Annotated in this window: 7 protein-coding genes and 1 pseudogene; 3 read left to right on the top strand and 5 right to left on the bottom strand. The window is 73.1% G+C overall.

Annotation, left to right across the window (positions count from 1 at the left end; all coding sequences use genetic code 11):
• Positions 1-7,018, bottom strand: a pseudogene (locus ACWDAS_RS16360) (hypothetical protein); the annotation flags it as partial.
• Between the two features lie 182 nt (positions 7,019-7,200).
• Here ACWDAS_RS16360 and ACWDAS_RS16355 point away from each other — a divergent pair.
• Both ACWDAS_RS16355 and ACWDAS_RS16350 read left to right on the top strand, forming a co-directional pair.
• The gene (locus tag ACWDAS_RS16355; RefSeq protein WP_450390635.1) at positions 7,201-8,067 is read left to right on the top strand and encodes a hypothetical protein; all 867 of its coding nucleotides are present in this window, start codon (positions 7,201-7,203) and stop codon (positions 8,065-8,067) included.
• 48 nt (positions 8,068-8,115) lie between these two features.
• Positions 8,116-8,415: a hypothetical protein gene (locus ACWDAS_RS16350; RefSeq protein WP_450390632.1), complete on the top strand. Its 300-nt coding sequence runs from the start codon at positions 8,116-8,118 to the stop codon at positions 8,413-8,415.
• A 106-nt stretch (positions 8,416-8,521) separates the two neighbouring features.
• Here ACWDAS_RS16350 and ACWDAS_RS16345 read toward each other — a convergent pair whose 3' ends face one another.
• From ACWDAS_RS16345 to ACWDAS_RS16335, 3 genes are read right to left on the bottom strand one after another with little or no spacing between them, the layout of a single operon-like run.
• Positions 8,522-13,018, bottom strand: coding sequence for an FtsK/SpoIIIE domain-containing protein (locus ACWDAS_RS16345; protein ID WP_450390631.1), 4,497 nt, complete (start codon positions 13,016-13,018; stop codon positions 8,522-8,524).
• 19 nt (positions 13,019-13,037) lie between these two features.
• Positions 13,038-14,195 (bottom strand): hypothetical protein, encoded by a 1,158-nt coding sequence (locus ACWDAS_RS16340; RefSeq protein WP_450390628.1) that lies wholly within the window; start codon positions 14,193-14,195, stop codon positions 13,038-13,040.
• The gene (locus tag ACWDAS_RS16335; RefSeq protein ID WP_450390625.1) at positions 14,192-14,785 is read right to left on the bottom strand and encodes a sigma-70 family RNA polymerase sigma factor; all 594 of its coding nucleotides are present in this window, start codon (positions 14,783-14,785) and stop codon (positions 14,192-14,194) included. Before ACWDAS_RS16335 ends, ACWDAS_RS16340 begins: the two co-directional genes overlap by 4 nt.
• 172 nt (positions 14,786-14,957) lie before the next feature.
• Here ACWDAS_RS16335 and ACWDAS_RS16330 point away from each other — a divergent pair, with 172 nt between their 5' ends.
• Positions 14,958-15,905, top strand: coding sequence for a ricin-type beta-trefoil lectin domain protein (locus ACWDAS_RS16330; RefSeq protein ID WP_450390623.1), 948 nt, complete (start codon positions 14,958-14,960; stop codon positions 15,903-15,905).
• A gap of 83 nt (positions 15,906-15,988) precedes the next feature.
• On the opposite strand, the gene ACWDAS_RS16325 is transcribed toward ACWDAS_RS16330, so the two are convergent.
• Complete coding sequence (locus ACWDAS_RS16325) at positions 15,989-16,918, bottom strand: SIS domain-containing protein (RefSeq protein ID WP_450390620.1); 930 nt, start codon at positions 16,916-16,918, stop codon at positions 15,989-15,991.
• Between the last annotated feature and the right edge of the window lie 80 nt (positions 16,919-16,998).

Genomic DNA, 16,998 nt, shown 5'->3' with positions numbered 1-16,998 from the left:
TCGGCGCCGCCGCACCACGCGCCGCATCCCAACCCGCGTCCAGCGTCAGATCCACCCGCCCGGCACCCGGACCCGCACCGTGCAGGACGTCACCCATCACACCGGCGGGCACCGGGACGGCGGGCGCCGACACACCCCCGGAGTCACCTCGGACGGGGAACGACTTGTCGCCCTGGAAGTGAACCCGCACGTCCTCCGCGCCGGAGCCGTGGACGACGGCGTGCCGCACGTCGTCCTGGAACCGGTGGAGCGTGTCCAGCAGTTCGCCCGGCGGGAACCGGTTGTCGAGCGCCTCGATGAGCTTCTGTTCCGAGACGCCGAGGGCCTGCGCGAGGTTCCTGGTGTTCCCCGGCCTGCTGTTCCAGCCGGACGACAGGGCGTTGCTCGGCCCCACGTGGATGGACTTCGACGCGGTGTCGCTGGAGGCACCGTGCAGGTCGATCAGGCTCTGGTCGGTGTGCGGCCGCGCGGTGAGGTGGAACTTGCTCCCCGTGATCGTGACTTCCGTCGTGTTCGCGACCTTCTTCCCCGCGACCGTCACGTCGGCCTCGTGGCCCGAGCTCAGCATCACGTTCAGGTGGACGGCCACCTGCGCTTCCGTCCCTCCGTCCTTGACCGTGACCACGATCGGCCGGGAAACGAGGTTCTTGCCGTTGTTGTTGCGGGTGCCCGCGCCGAACTCGAAACCGCCGAGCGTACGGCGTTCCTCGCCGCCGTTGCGCCCACCCGTGCCGATGACGACGTCCAGGATCTCGTCATCGGTCAGCTTCGCGGAGCCCCCCGAGGCGGACGGTGCCGCCGGGGAGACGAACGAGGCGTCGCCGGACCGTTCGATGCGCGCGGCCGTACCCGTGAAGAGGCCGTCGCGGGGCACGCCGTCGCGGTCGAGGAGCGAGGCGGTGAAGACGAGGTCGTCGTAGCTGTCGTGCACGCCGTCGACGGCCCCTCCGGCAGCGCCCTCACCGGGTGCCGAAGACGGTGCCGGTGCGTGCGCCGGCGAGGGACCGGGGCCCGGGACGTGGCCACCGCCGGACCCGGAGGGCGACGGCCCGGGGCCACCCGAGTGGGCTCCGCCGGATCCCGGCGGAGCCGGGTGCACGCCGGGGGCGCGGCCCGCGCCCAGTCGAGCGTCGTGGATCTCGACGGTGAAGGAGTGCCCGTTGGCCTGGGCGAACCGCTCGAGCTGCAGCTTCTGCGCCTGCAGCGCCGGATCGAACCCGTCGTCCACGAGCACGACGCGGTTGAGGTCGCCCCACTTCACGCCGCCGTGGATCTGGGCCTCGAAGTACCTGCCCAGTTTGTTCTCGAGCGTCCCGGCGTCCCGGAAGCCGCGGAAGGCGCTGTCGTACTGGAAGTCGGTCGCCTCGGCGAAGGCGAGCCGGACCAGGGGCTCGGGGCCGTGGTTGAGCAGCGGGAGCATGTTTCCGCGGCCGGTGACGCTCCGGGCCCCCTCCAGGCCCTCGATGAAGCTGTCCGCCGGCGTGAACGTGGCGCGCTGCATCACGTCGGGATTCAGGTGGAAGACCGCCCGCCCGTACATCCTCGCGCCGCCCGGCCGGTACTTGGACGTGAGGGCCGCGTAGTTCGGCAGGTCCGCGAGGTCGCCGGCTGTCGGGGCGAACGGCACGCCCTGCGGACCCGGGTAGATCCCGGACGCCTCCGTCGTCCGCTTCACGGACGCCGGCAGTCCGAGCGTCTCCTCCGTCTTGCCGCGTGTGACGTAGTACCCCGCGTTGGCGTTGTTGGTCTCCCACGCGTTGCGCAGCAGCTGCCCGTCCGAGGTCAGTGCGTCCAGCAGCCTCCCTCCGCCCGGTGTCATGTCACCGAGCTTGAGGTTCACCGTGAGTGAGAGGTCTTCCTGCAGGTGCCTGTGGACCTTCGCGATGAGGTCGTCGGCCTGCGCTCCGTCGAGCGGGTACTTCTTCGCCCACGTCCACTTGCCGCCGCGCAACTTGGTGGCCAGCAGGTCCGTGTCCGCCGCCAGCGTGCGCAGCGCGCGCCGTTCGGCCATGACGATCGCGGAGAGCTGCGGCATGCGCAGGTTCCGAAGCTCCGTACGGCCCTCGAGGGCGTGGAACAGCCGCACGTTCTCGTCGAACGACTTCTGCTGCTGCAGCAGCACCGACTTCAGCGCGTCGTCGTGCTCCGCGCCGGCCAGGCCCTTGGACAGGATGTCCTGGTGGGCCTTGAGGTCGCCCTCGTAGGCCTCCTTGCCCTGGCCCTTGGGCCAGCCGTGGGCCGACTGCGGTTCGCTCAGCCAGTGGGCCACCGTCAGGTCCTGGCCGCTGGGCACCAGGGCGTGGCTGAACTTGCCGCCCTCCAGCGGGGTGACGACGTGGGTCGCCGACGGGACGTGGTCCACGGACTGCAGGACTCCCTCGGGAGCCGGGGGCACCGACACCGCGTCGCCCCTGCCCTTGAGGTGCAGCAGCGAACGCAGCCCTTCCGGCAGGCGCGGCGCGCCGCCGCCGAGACCGTGGCCGGCGTAGGACTGCACCTCGGGGAGCGGAGCTCCGCCGGTCAGGTCGTTCCAGTGGGCCTCCGCCTGGGCCAGCGCGGCGTCGGCCTGCCTGACCTGCTGCCACGACTCGAGGTAGCGGACGCCGTCGGCCTCGGCCGAGGTGCCGACGCCATCCACGTAGCGGGTCTGCAGGTCGTCGAGGGCCGTCCGGGCGTTGATCACCTCGCGGCGGGCGTCGGTGATGGCCGCCGCAGCGTCGATCTCCGACAGGTCGTCCCCGAAGTCCCCGCGCACGCCGTCGGGGCCCGACCAGGTGCCGGTGGAGCCGGAGGTGTCGGCCGGCGCCTTGCCCTTGCCCTTGTCCACGGACGGGGCATGCGGCTCCCCACCGGGGGCGACGTGGACGTCGCCCTCGCCGGTCCCCGGGTGCACGGGCGACGGAGGCCCGGACGGCAGGTCGTCCAGCGACGTCCGGAACAGGCCCATCTCGTGCAGCATGTCGTCGATCTCGCCGAACATGTGCTGCACATCGGGCGCGTACTGCACCGGGGACTCCACCGGGGACTGCGGCAGGTGTCCGGCGGAGTCCTCCGCGGCCGACCCGCCGGGACTCGGCACCGGCTCCGGCTCCGGCACGCTGTCCACGGAGCCCCGCCCGATCCCCGGGAGGGAGTCGCCGCTGACGGACACGGTCACCGAGGGGCCCGGCAGATCGGACAGCCCCGGACGGAGCGTGCCGTACGTCTCGCCGAGCTGGCGCGACAACTGGCGTCCGGCGTCGTCACCCGAGGTGAGGATGGTGTGGGTGATCATCTTCTCGAACTGGTCGAGGATGAGAAGACGTTCCTTCTGCGGAGCCGTCGCGAGATTGCCGTCGATCAGGGGACGCTGGTGGTCGAAGAGCACGAAGGTCTTCGCCTGGTCGGTGGCGGCCTGGAACCGGCCCTGGTCGTGGATCCGCCAGTCCTCCACCTCGCCGAAGGCGTTCTGGTACCGGATCGTGTCGTCGGCGGTCAGCTTGGCCACGGGCGACGTGCCGTCCGCCCAGTGCCAGGCGCCGTCGCGGTGCAGCATCGTGTCTACCAGGCGGTACGGGGCCGCCACCCACAGGTCCGCCACGGACTTCCCGAGCGCGGCCGAGACGAAGCCCTCGGCGAACCGCACGCAGTTGTAGCGGAACAGGTCGTACACGGCACCGGAGTTGGCCATCGCGTACCGGTACGCGTCGAACAGCTGCGCCGCGGTGATCCGGTACGTGCCCAGTACGCGGACGTGCCCGGAGAGGAGGTATTCGGCGTCGTTGACGATGGCACCCGGGTTGCCGAAGAGGTGTCCGTCCTCGGGGTAGAAGCCGATCGTGAGCGGCTTGCGCTCACCCGGCAGCATGACGGACACCATGGCGTGGCCCACGTCGTCGGAGAACTCGCGCCAGGTCCGGCCTCCGGGGCTGGCCACGAGGGCCACCTCGATGTCCGCCGCGGGGTTGTCGAAGGCCCGTTCCACGTGCTGCCGCAGCGGGCGGATCAGGTCCACGAACTCGGAGAAGCCGTCGAGGTCCTCGGTCCCGTGCTCGCTGACCGGGGACCCCGGCAGCGAGTCGTCGTCCATGTCGAGGTGCGAGCGCATCGGTGCGCCGGTGTCGTCCAGGACCACGTCGTCGAGCCCGTCGAGCAGGCCGCTCTCCGGCCGCGGAGGCCTCGGCGGGACGGGCGGCGCATGGTGCCCGCCCGGCCCCGGGGTGACGGGCGCGTCGTCGGCGAGGTCCGCGTCCCTGACGCCGCCGGGGAGTTTCCCGCGTTCCGGGCCCGCGAGGTGCACGGCCAACTGGTCGGCCTGCGCCCGGACGTCGACCTTGGTGAAGGCGGCGCCGCGCAGGTCCTCCAGCACCTGGCGGGCGGCGGTGACGGTCTCCACGGTCACCGCGTCCGCGCCCATCTTGCCCAGCTTCAGGTTGACCTCGTGGAGCAGTTCCGTCTGGTGCGAGTGCACGCGCCCGCCGCCCGACGCCGCGGGCGACACCGGCGCGGGGTCCTGGCGCAGCGGCACCGCGACGTGCCCGTCGCCGGTGACGGCCACCTTGTCGTGCGTGGCCGGGGTGACGACCGCGTCGTCGGTGTTCCGCGCGGGTGCGCCGGCGAACGCGTGGCCCGCGTCGACGTCCACGGTCTTCCCGGCCCCGGCCCCGGCTCCGGTCCCGGGCGCGCCGGCGAAGGCCGGGCCGTCGACGGGACGGACGCCCCGGCCGTCGTCGAGGAGGTCGAGTGCGGAGCGGGCCGTGTCCTTGGGGGGCGTTCCGTGCACGCCGCCCTTGGGCAGGCCGGGAGCGGGTGCGCCGTGGGCGGCGGAACCGGGCGCGGTGTCGGTGACCACGGAGCCGGGACGGCCGCTGCCGGCGGGGCGCACGATCTCGTCGAGGGTCAGGTGGGCCTGGTGGGCGCGTGCGGCATCGGCGACGTTGTCGCCGAGGGCGGACCCTATGTGCGTGGGCACCGGGTTGCTCGGCGTGGCCTTGGGGCCTGCCGCCAGCAGGTCGAACGCCGAGCCTCCGGCGCCGGCGCCGTTCTGGTGCCCGGGGGCACCGTTGAGCGGGCCGTGTGCGCCGCCCGTTCCGCCGGGCGCCGCCAGGAGGTCGTGGGCCCCGGCCCCGCTCGGCGGGGCCTGGACGTCGGTCAGCGCGGTGTGCGCGGCGCCCGAGCCCGCGCCCGGGGTACCGGGGGCGGCGAGCAGGTCGTGGAGCGCCGTGGTGCCAGGAGCGGGCGCGGGCACCCCGGTGAGGGCGGTGTGCAGCGCGCCGGTGCCCCCGTGCGGTGCCGTCAGCAGGCCGATCGGGCCCTGGGAGAGCAGGCTCCCGTTGCCCTTGGCGGCCAGGGCGGTGATGTCGACGCCCTCCTGCACGGCCGGGGCGCCCGCGGACCCGGGCACGTACAGGCCCGAGGAGTGCGTCACGTGGCCGCCCGGGGCCGCCGCGCTCACGCCGAGTCCCCCGCTCATCTGACCGGGCGTCACGTCGAAGGCGTCGATCTTCATCCGGTTCAGCTGCGTACCGGCGATGTCGACCACGTCGTCCATGTGCCGGACGGCCCGGAAGCCCGCCGTCGAGCCGTCGACCACGGAGGTCGCCCCGTGCACCGAGACCGGGTTCATCGTGCCGACCCGCAGCCCGGACAGGTCGACGGTGTCGATCGGCGCCACGGAGAAGGAGGCCGGGCGGATGGACGTGTGCGCGTCGCCGAAGTTGCCGAGGCGTACGTCGGACAGATCCATCCGGGCCATGTTGATGTTGGCGTGCGCGACGTCGAAGTGCGGGGTCGCGCCGTGCGGGCCGATCGGCACGGCGCTCGCGGTGTGCGCCGCCGTGCCGCCCACCGGCAGGTCCCACACGCCACGGCCCATGACGCCGCGGTCCCAGAAGCCCATGCGCAGTGCGCCCTTGAGCCCGTACTCCGCGATGTCGGTGTGCGTCACGGGGAGGATCAGGCGCGTCCACTTGGCGCCGCCCATCTGGCTGCTCCAGGTCTCCTGGGCGAAGAGCCGGAAGTTCTGCCACGCCCCGGGGGCGCCGGCCCTTACCGCCGTCGTCCAGCCGCGGACCACGACGGGGATGGAGCGGACGCCCTGGACGACGACGAGCCCGTTCTTGACGAACACCGAGCCGGCGAGCGCGGGCAGGTTGTGGAAGTTCTGCATGACCCACAGGCCGCCCTGGCGCACCCAGGTCAGGCTGATCCGCGCGACGTCGCGGAGGCCGGTGAAGACGGTGGCGAACCGGAACCCGCTGATGATGTCCCGCAGGGACAGGATGCTGCCGCGGCCCCACTGGATGCCGGCGGTGACACCGCTCTTGATGAGCTTGCCGATGCTGAAGATCGGCAGCGCCTTGGTGGTGGGGGCGATGATGCCGAGCCCGGCGAGGAACAGGTCGAGGAAGCCGATGTCACCGCGGGCGAAGTCGATGGCCGCCTTCACGAACAGCGTCATGTTGACGCCGAAGGCGAGCAGGGCTACCGGACCGCCGAAGATCAGCGCCGGGACGATGAGGATGATCGCCAGGATCTGGAACATCTCCCAGAAGACCTGGCACTCCGAGATCGGCAGCCGGATGTCGGAGGCTTTGTTGATCACGCCGGCGACGGTGTTGCCGTGCTCACTGAGTTCCGCACCCGCGCTCTCGGCGGTCTGCCGGTGCACCTCGATCTGCGGGTCGTCCTTCGGCAGGCCGCGGGCGGCCGACAGGGCGCCGTCGGCCTTGCCCTGGGCCTCCTCGACCCAGTTCGCCCAGTCGCCCAGGGTGCGGGAGACCTCCTCGAAGGAGTCGGCCACGTCGTTGATGTGGTTGCGCAGCCGGTCGTCGATCTTGCCGCGCAGGGCGTCCGCGGTCTTCCCGGCGAAGACACTGCTGTCCGCGGTGTTCATCACCTGGTCGATGGCCGTCGCGATGAACCTCGCCTGCGAACCGATTGTGGCCAGGTCGGTGACCAGCTGACGGATCTGGACCGGGTCTCCGGGCGTCGGGTCCCCGTGGAGACCGACCACGTTCCAGTCGCTCGGGCGAGGCATGCGGGGGATCCCTCCCAGTTCGGAGCGGAGGAGCACGGCAGAGCTCTCCACGTGGACCACGCGCGGGGCACGCGAGTGGTTCATGTGACGTGCGTCAAACCTGCGCGCGGCGGTGAACCGGCGGGGGGCGTGGTGCGTGGTCGAGGTGACCGGATTCTCCAAGGGCCGTCCGGAGGTCCCCCGTGCCCGAGATCAAAATCGACTACGACGTCCTCAACGACGCCAAGCAGCGCCTGGAAGCCCTGGCGGGCGAGATCGACCCGCTCATCAAGAAGGGCATCTTCGGCCGGCTGAGCTCGGGCTACGGCGAGGCGCAGGCGGTCCTCGGCCATGAGGGCGTGGCCACCGCGATGTCCACCTTCCACACCAACGCCACCAGCACGATGGGGCGCGCGGACAAGGGCATCAAGGAGCTCGCCGCGGCCTTCGGCTCCGTGGGCGAGGCCTTCCGGGAGTTCGACTCCGAGCTGGGCGCCCAGATCGGTGTGATGAGCGCCAACCTGCACGTGCAGAACTGGAAGCAGCAGAAGGCCCAGTGGGAGTACAAGCAGCAGCACCTGAAGGAGTGCGAGGGGCCGGGCGAGCTGCCGGACTTCTGCTCCGCCACGGACCCCGGTGACACGCCGCCCAACTTCCACCTGGACACCAACCGCGGTCACATCGACTCGCACGTGGAGGTCGACAAGGACGGCAACGTCACCAAGGAGGTGACCACCGTCGAGTACGACGGCAAGAAGTACACCTCCACCACCACGTACAACGGCCCGAGCTACACGACGGACACCACGTATCCCGACGGCAGCACCGCCCACACGGTGGCGAACATCAACGGCGACGGCAGCGGCACCATGACCGTCACCAACAGCGACGGCGGCCACACCGAGTACACCCGCGGCCCCAAGGGCTCCGACGGCAAGACGCCGGAGTGGACGTGGTCCGGCGGCAACAAGCCGGGCGAGGACCCGAACAACCCGAAGAACCCCAACAACCCGGACACCCATCCGCAGAACCCGGGTACCCACGGCGGCACCAACCCGAAGATCGCCTGATCGGGGACACCACCCCCAGGCCAGTCATCAGTACAGAAAGGCGATGCAATGCCTGCGATTCACATCGTTCCCGAGGACGTCCGGCAGCGGGCCTCGGCGCACGCGTCCACCTGCAGCGAGTGGATGGCCCGCCTCGAGGGCCTCAAGGGCCAGGTCGAGAACATGCTCAACGACGAGCTGGTGCTGCCCCAGGCCAGCCCGGCCATCCGTGACGCCTACCAGCAGTTCACCGGCAGCCTGACCCAGGCCATCCACGGCCTGGAGAACTTCGGCGAGGCGTTCACCTCGATCGCCAAGGGCGCCGAGGACTTCGACACCCAGGTGGCGAACAACTTCAACAAGAAGTAGCCGCCGCACGCGAAGGGCCGGGCGGGACATCGTTCCCCGCCCGGCCCTTCGTCGTCGCCGGGGCGCGTTCCGTGGCCGGCACCCGGTGCCGGCCACGGAGCGGGCGTCACTCCGTGCGGAGCGAGGTCAGCGGCACCTGCAGCGCCATCACCTCGTTGCCCCGTCCGGCGGTCCAGCCGCGGCCGGCGTGGGGTGCCACCCGTGTGACGGCGTGCGGAAGCCGTACGCCGATCAGGTCTCCCTCGGTGATGCTCTTCGGCCCCAGCAGCAGGCCGCGGCGGGCCTTGCGGGCGCTGGACATCCAGCCGCTCATGCCGCCCTGGATGCCGTCGGCGGTCGCGGCGTAGACGAGGCCGAGGCCCTGGTCGCGGCCGGACACCGTGATCTCCTTGAGGAGTTTGTCGGCGCCGGACATCGCCAGCAGGTCGGCGTCGTCGACCATGACCACCCGCGGTCCGGGCAGCGCGGCGAGCGCCGAGCGCACCGCCTCCTCGGTCGGCTCGCTGTCGGTGATCACCCGCACGGTGGTGTGCCGGCTGAGCCCGCGCAGCGGGGACTCGCGCGGAGTGATGACGACCAGTGAGGTGCCGCCCGCGAGCAGCGAGACCGCCAGCGAGGCCAGGGTGTTGCTGCGCCCGGACCCGGTGGGGCCGATGACGCCGAACACCGCGGACGCGCCCGCGAGGTCCACGCCGACCGGTTCGCCCTCGTCGCCGCCGATGCCCAGCAGGCCCCACAGGGGCCGCCGCCGCTCGGCGGGCACCTTGTCGTAGACGTCGGCGAACTCCGCCGACCGCGGCAGCGAGGCCACCTTGAAGGGGCGCCGTGCCTGCGGCACCCGCGCGTCGCGCTTGAGCGCTGCGGCGCCGATCTTGCGGAGCGCCTCGACCTGCTCGGTGCCGCCGCCCGGGGCGAGCAGCGCGACCTGGGTCTCGGTGCCGGTCAGGACGTGCCAGCCGCGGCCGGGCGGGATGTCCGCCGGCAGCTTGCCGGGCTTCATGCCGATGGCCTGGACGTCGGAGCGGTCGCCGGGCCGCAGCAGCAGCCGGTGGTCGTTGTGGGCCGCCATGCGGCCGCCCAGCAGGGAGCGTTCGGAGGTGCCGACGAAGTGGATGCCGGCGCCCGCGCCTTCGCGTACCAGGCGGACCATGTCCTGGTACATGTGGCTGTACTCGTGCTCGTCGAGCATGGCGGACAGGGCGTCCCAGCCGTCGACCAGCAGCAGGATGTGCGCGGGGCGTTCCGCCTTCGGCAGCACCTTGCGCAGTTCGCCGATGCCGGTGGCGTTGTGCTGCTGCGCCAGCTCCTGGCGGTTGACGAGTTCCTGGTTGAGGCGGCGCAGCAGCCGTTCCAGGCGTTCGGTGTCGTGCCGGGGGACGACGGCGCCGCAGTGCGGGAGCGTGGTGAGCGCGGCCAGGCCGCCGCCGGCCGCGTCGATGCCGTAGAGGTGCACATCGGCGGTGCTCTGGTGGCGGGCGGCGGAGCCTGCCAGGGTGCGCAGCACCTGGGTGCGGCCGGACCGGGGTGCGCCGATGACGTACAGGTGGCCGAAGCTGCTGAGGTCGGCGGCGGCCACGTGGCGCCGCTGCAGCTGCGGCACGTCCTCCAGGGCGTACGGGATGAGCAGGCGTCCCTCGCGGACGGGGTTCATCGCGTCGAGGTCGTCGAGCAGGACCCGGCGCTCCAGCGCGGGAAGCCAGGGGCTGGGCTGCGGGGTGTAGTCCTCCAGCCGGTCCACGGCCGTGCGGATCTCGTCGACCAGGACCTGCAGGTCGGTCGGGGCGGGCGCCTGGGCGCTCTGGGTGAGGACGACTTCGGAGGCGGCCGGCGCCGCGGCACGTCCGAGCGCGTCCCAGGACAGTTCCGCCGCCACGACGGGCTTGCGGGCGCCGCTGTCGGCCTCGGTCTCCTCGTCGGTCCTCGGCCGCGGCCGCTCGGCGCCGACCCAGGCGGTCTGGAAGGGCTCCGCCGACTTCGGGCCGCGCCGCACCAGGGCGCGGCCGGGGGTGGTGGCGGAGATGTCGACGGCGTCCGTGACGTCGATGACGTCCTGGCTCTCGGACTGGTCGGTGACCCGCAGCGCGATCCGCAGGTTGGTGTTGGCCCGGATGTCGGCGGTCACCACACCGGCGGGACGCTGGGTGGCCAGGACCAGGTGGATGCCGAGCGACCGGCCGCGCTGGGCGATGCTGATGAGCCCGGGCACGAAGTCGGGTACCTCGCGTACCAGCGTGGCGAACTCGTCGATGACCAGCAGGAGCCGGGGAAGCGGCGCGAGCGTGGGGTCGGCGGCACGCTTGGCCTGGTACTCGGGGAGGTCCTTGGCGTTGGCGGCGGCGAGGACGTGCTCACGGCGCATCAGCTCGGCGCCCAGCGACTCCAGGGCGCGTTCGACCAGGTGGGCGTCGAGGTCGGTGACCATGCCGAGGGTGTGCGGCAGCTGCGCGCACTCCTTGAAGGCGCTGCCGCCCTTGTAGTCGACGAGGACGAAGGTCAGTTCGTCGGGCCGGTTGGCGGCGGCGAGGGAGGCGACGAAGGTCTGCAGCAGTTCGGACTTGCCGGAGCCGGTGGTCCCGGCGACCAGTCCGTGCGGGCCGTCCTGGACGAGGTCGAGGGAGAACGGGCCCTCGAAGCCGCTGCCGAGGACGAAGGACGTGGTGGAGGGCCGGGCTCGCCAGCCCGCCAGGATCGTGTCGGCGCTGGGCGGTTCCTGGTTCAGCAGGTCCAGCAGCTTCACGCGCTGCGGCAGTCCCGCGTCGTGCTCGGGGCTGACGTCGCGGACCGGCGCGACGGCGCGGGCGACCTGCTCGCACCACTCGGGCGTGACCTGGTCGGCGCGGACCGCCGGGACGTCGGGCGTGCCGGGGCGCTTGACGGTGAGCCGGCCGGCCTCGGCGAGCACCACTCCGGTGCTCTCCTCGGGCAGCAGCCGCTCCTGCTCGTCGAGGCACACGCTGAAGACGCGCGCGGCCGGGCCCTCGGTGAGGACCTGGACCATGCCGGGTACGTCGCGCAGCCGCCGGGCGCCGTCGGCGATCACCAGGATGTCGGGGCCGATGAGGGCGGCGTTGCGGTCGGAGGTCGTGGCCCGCTTGCGGACCTGGATCTGCGCGACCAGTTCCGAGACGCGGGCCGCGGTCGACTCGGGGTCGTTGCCGATGAGGACGAGCGGGCCGCCGGGCGCGGCGGGCCGCACGTGCGGGAGCCAGCGCACCCAGGCCCAGTCGTCGGCGCGCCCCGGCTCGGTGAGCAGCACGATCCGCAGGTCGCGGGGGCTGTGCAGCACCGCAGCCTGCACCGCCATCCAGCGGGCGAGCGGCTGCACCTCGGCCGCGGGGCCCGCCACGCCCACCACGCCGTGGCCGGTGAGGTCCATGCCGATCGGGGCGTCGGGGATGTTCCATCGGATGGTGCGGTGGTTCTCGTCGCGGGCGGGGTCCTCGAGTTCGCGCAGCGAGGGCTGGTCGGCGGTGCCCAGGCGCAGGACGAGGTGGTCGGGGTCGTGGCGGCGCCGCTCCCACAGCCGGCTTCCCGGGCCGGTGGCCATGAGGGCGACGGCGGCGGGGTCGGGGCCGGTGACGTGGCGTACCCGGCGCTCGCGGGCGACGGCCTCGCGGACCCCGTCCTCGACCGCGGTGCGGCGCCGGTTGTACTGCCGGTCCGCCTCCTCGAAGTCCTTGCGGGCTGTACGGCGGCCGGTGACCCAGTTGGAGACCATCATCATCGGGCCGAGCGCGATGAAGACGACGAAGTAGTACGACTTGAAGATGGCGATCATGAAGAAGCCCATGATCACCGGGGCGATCATCATGGCCGCGGGGAAGGGCCGCTTGCCCGGGGCCGAGGGCGGCGAGGGCAGCCGGACCCGCTCGCCGTCCAGGTGCGGGGCGATCCGGGGCGGGCGGTTGTAGTCGATGCCGAAACCGTCCGCGGACGCGGTGACGGCGGCGTCCGCCTCGACCGGCGCGCTCATCCTCAGCAGCACGGAGCCCACGGTCAGGTCCTCGCCGGGCGGCCACGGCACCGGCTGTCCCGGGGCTGCGGTCCGCTCGGTGGCGACCCGCTGCGGGCGGGTGCGGCGCAGCGCGGTGACGGCGTCGTCCGGCGGGGGCGCGGCGACCCGGCCGCGCACCTCGTCGCCGGGCGAGGTGCGGGTGCGGTGCCAGTGTGCGGAGCCGTCGGCGCCGACCGTCACCCACAGCCCGCCCTCGGGAACGCCGTGGCCTTCGAGGCGGATCGCGCACAGCGGTCCGGAGCCGACCTCGTGGCTGCCGAACCCGAGCCGCCAGGTGCGCCCGGCCTGCGGTCCGGAGACCACGTGGACCTCGGCGAGCACCGGCCCGGCGTCCGTCTCCGCGCCGACCCGCACCCGGTCGGGGTCCGTGCCGGCGGCGCCGAGGCCCAGGACGCCGCCTTCGCGCAGTCCCGCCGAGGCGACGGGCGCGTCCGGGTCGAGCCGGCGGCCGTCGAGGTAGAGGTCGCGGGTGCGCGTCCCGTCCACGGCCTCCGCGAGGTCCGCGACGGTGGTGCGCGCGGGCAACTCTACGAGGTGGTCGCGGCGCGCACCGTCCGCGCCGTCGACGGTGGTGATGGTGAGGTTCACGGTCTTCCCAGTTCGGGCGTCACGAGGACGAGGAGCGTGCGGTGGCGGCGGAGACGCCCGCCGGTCCGAATGCGGTCGGCTCGGCGAGGTCGTCGTCCTCGTCGCCGTGTTCGGGGGCGGCGGGGGCGGCGGGGGCCGGGGCGGGCTCCGGGCGGGGGGCGGTCGCGGACACGGCCATGGCGGTGGGCGGGAGCCCGGTCTCGACGAGGTCGTCGTCGGCTGACAGCGTGTCGAGCGACTTCGGCGGGTAGGGGCCGGCGCCTGCCTCGTCCGCGGGGACGGGCGGCAGGGTGCGCACCAGCCGGACGACGGCACGGGCCAGCGGCAGCGCGTCGACGGTGAGGGCGGGCGGGCCACCGTGCAGGCGCAGATGGCCGTCCCGGTCCGCTTCCAGGATCAGGGTGCTGTGGTGGGCCACGCCCAGGGTGAGCAGGCGCACACCGGCCGGCCGGTTGCGTTCCGGTGCCTCGGCGCTCACCGCGTAGCCGGTGCCCAACCGTTCGAAGACGTCGGTGGGGCCGTCGTGCCGGGGGTGCACTCCGGCGCCGACCACGACGTGACCCGCGGGGAGGCGGGCATCGAGCTGGGCGGCGAGGGCCTGGAGAACCGCGCGGGCGGTGCGCCGCTCGCCGGTGACGGAGACCGCCGGGGGAACGGCCGTCAGGTCGAGGAGCACCGCGTCGGTACCGGCCCTGCCGAGGCAGACGAGCACGGGGGCCTCGCCGCCGCGCCCGGTCTCCGGCGCGGAGCCGAGGTCGGCGCGGCCGATCCACCACAGGCGCGGTTCGGCCGCGTCGCGGGCCCACGGTTCGGGCAGCGCGCCCTCGCCGTGGGCGTGGGCGACGTACACGCCGACGACGTCGGTGCCGAGGAGCGCCGCGTAGGGCCGGGCGCCGGGCCGCTCGGCGGCGGCACGGCGCAGCGCGGTCGCGGCGTCCGTCCAGCCGGCGCCGTCGCGGAGCACGCGGGCGAGCACACGCAGGCCGCCGCGGTGCCGCAGTTGCGTGCGGACGGGCGTGGCGAAGGCGCGTGCGGCCGTCGTCAGTTCGCGCACGACGCGCCGGCGCAGTGCGCCCCAGCCCCCCTTGCGGCGGACGAGCCAGTGCGCCACCACGACGACAAGGATCAGCAGGCCGATGAGTCCGATGAGCCGGGTCCAGCCGGCGGGGACGTTCACGCGGCTACTCCGTCCACGCCACGGCGGGCGAGTTCGGCCCTCAGGGCCCGCACTCCGTGGTGGGTCCGGGACTTGACGGTGCCCCGCGGCACGCCCATCTCGGCGGCGGCGTCGGCCCCCGTCTGGTCCATGACGTGCACCCGGACCACGGCCTCGCGGTGCGCGGGCGGCAGGGCGCTCAGCGCGGCGAGGAGCACGGAACGGTCCTCGACGAGACCGGCGTGGTCACCGGCGTGCTCGAGCGCCGTGCCCGCGAAGTCCGCGGCGGTGATGCCGACCGGCACAGCGCGGTCGCGGCGGCGGTGGTCGACGACGAGGTTGCGGGCGACCCGGAAGAGCCACATGCGGACCGGACGCTCGTGCACGTCCAGCCGCCCGGCGCGCTGCAGGGCACGCAACAGGGTCTCCTGCAGCACGTCCTCCGCGGCGTGCACGTCGCGGCCCATGAGGCCGGTGACGAACCTCCGCAGGCTGTCCCGCTCGGCGATGATCAGGGTGGCGACAGCACTGTGTTCGTCCGCGCCGCCGGTGTCGTGGTCCGCGAGGATGCCCGCCTCGCCCTCACGACAGTCGGACTCGTTCACACACATGGCGTAAAGATTAAGCTGCTGAACGAGATGCTCCGAACGCAGTGTTGGCGCATATTCGATCATTCGCCGTCACACTTGGTGAAATCTTAAACTATTATTCACCTTGCCGAAATCGAAGGGCGGACGCGCGCCCTACGCTTCCGCGCAGATTCCCGAGCCGACAGGAGACCACGTGCCTCCCCATCCCGATCCACGGGACCCCGAGGTTCTCGACGGGGCCGCGCCCCGTTTCGCGGACACCTTCGCCCGACGCCCCTCCCTGCCGCACCGGCGGCTGCTGCCGGACCGGCGGGCGTGGAGCGTACTGGCGGCCACGTCGGCCGTCATCGGCTGCGCGGTGCTCGTCGTGCCCTTGATGGCGAGAATCGACGTGCTGCCCGACGGGAGCGGCAAGGGTGACCCGGTGGCGGCCGCCGCGCCCAGCGCTTCGCAGAGCGGCGTCCTGCCGGCCTCACCCGGCACGAACGGCTCCAAGAGCTCCCCCGCCGCGGGCGGCAACGTCCCGCCGGCCTCCGGGTCCCAGGGACGGCCCAACGGCGGCGGGTCGGCGGGCGGCACCGGCACCGGCGGCGGCCTGCCGGCCGTGGGCGGCGCACCCGGCAGTTCCGGAGGCAGCGGGAGCAGCGGCGGCGGCGGTTCGGCCACCGGCGGCTCCGGCGGCTCGTCGGCCTCCGGATCGGGCTCGTCGGCCTCCCAGCCCACGCCGAGCAAGACGCAGGAGACCGCCACCGTGCCCGGCGTGCGGATCCGCAGCTCGGCAAGCGGCCGCTGCATCGCGGTCAGCGGTGCCAAGGACAGTCCCGGCCGCGACGGCGCCCGGCTGCAGATCCAGACCTGCGACGACGGCGCCTGGCAGAAGTGGGACTTCCGCTCCGACGGGACGATACGCGCCTTCGGCATGTGCATGGACCTGGCCAACGCCGCGTTCACGGACGGGACGGTCGTGCAACTGGCCCGCTGCAACGGCGGCTGGGCGCAGCAGTTCAGGCTCAACACGTCCAACGACCTGACGAACAAGAACAAGTGCGTCGACGTGGTCGACAAGGGCACGGCCAGCGGCACCCCGCTCCAGCTGTGGACGTGCTATGGGACGAACAACCAGAAGTGGTACAAGTCCTGACAATCTTCGCGTGATGCCGTCCCCGCCCCGCCTCGGGGCGGGGACGGCATTCAGCTTCCTGCGTACGGGCCCCGGTCCGGCCGTCAGCTCCGGTCGTGCGCGAGGACCACCGAACGTGTGAGGTGGCGGGGCGCGTCCGGGTCGAGGCCCCGCGCGGCTCCGAGCGCGGCGGCCAGTCGCTGGACGACGACCAGGTCGGCGAGCGGGTCCCGGCCCAGGGCCACCAGGCGTCCGCCGGTGCGCTCGATCTCCCCTTCCAGCCCCGCCGGGAGATCCGCCGGATCACCGAACCACCACGCCACCCGGCCGGGCCCGGTGACGCTGATCGGGCCGTGCCGGTACTCCATCACCGGGTACGCCTCCGTCCAGGCGCCCGCCGCCTCCCGCATCTTGAGCGCCGCCTCCTGCGCGACGCCGTAGGCCCAGCCGCGGCCGAGGAAGGTGAACTGCTCGGTCTCCAGCGCTCCCTCGGGCAGCGGCGCGGCGAGCGCCGCCTCCGCCTCGGCGGGCAGCTCGGCCAGGTCCTCGCCCAGCAGGGCGCGCAGGAGGACGAGTTCGGTGGTGGCGAAGCGGGTCTGGACGACGGAGGTCTCGTCGGCGAAGTCCAGGACGACGGCCGCGTCGGCCAGTTCCATGACGGGGGTCGCCGGATCGGCGGTGACCGCCACGGTGGGTGTCGTGCCGCGCAGCCGGGCGAGCAGCGCCAGCACCTCGGTCGTGGTGCCGGAACGGGTGAGGGCGAGCACGCGGTCGTAGCGCCGGTCTGCCGGGAACTCCGAGGCGGCGAAGGCGTCGGTCTCCCCTTGCCCGGCGGTCTCGCGGAGCACCGCGTAGGCATGCGCCATGAACCAGGAGGTGCCGCAGCCGACGACGGCCACCCGCTCCCGGGGCCGGGGCATCGCGGCCCGCCACGGGGCCTCCGCGCCGGCCGCGAGGGCGATCGCGCGACGCCAGCAGTCGGGCTGGGTCGCTATCTCGGTCTCGGTCCGGCTCCGGTTCTCGCTCTGGCTCATCGATGGACTCCGTCCCTGTGCTGCGGCCCTTGACACCGAGCACGCCCGGTCGAGCATCATGTGTGAAGTTGCTCGACTCT

This window comes from Streptomyces sp. NPDC001070 (genome assembly GCF_053598835.1).
Note: the sequence above shows the minus strand (reverse complement) of the source record. Positions and strands in the feature narration are given on the sequence as shown.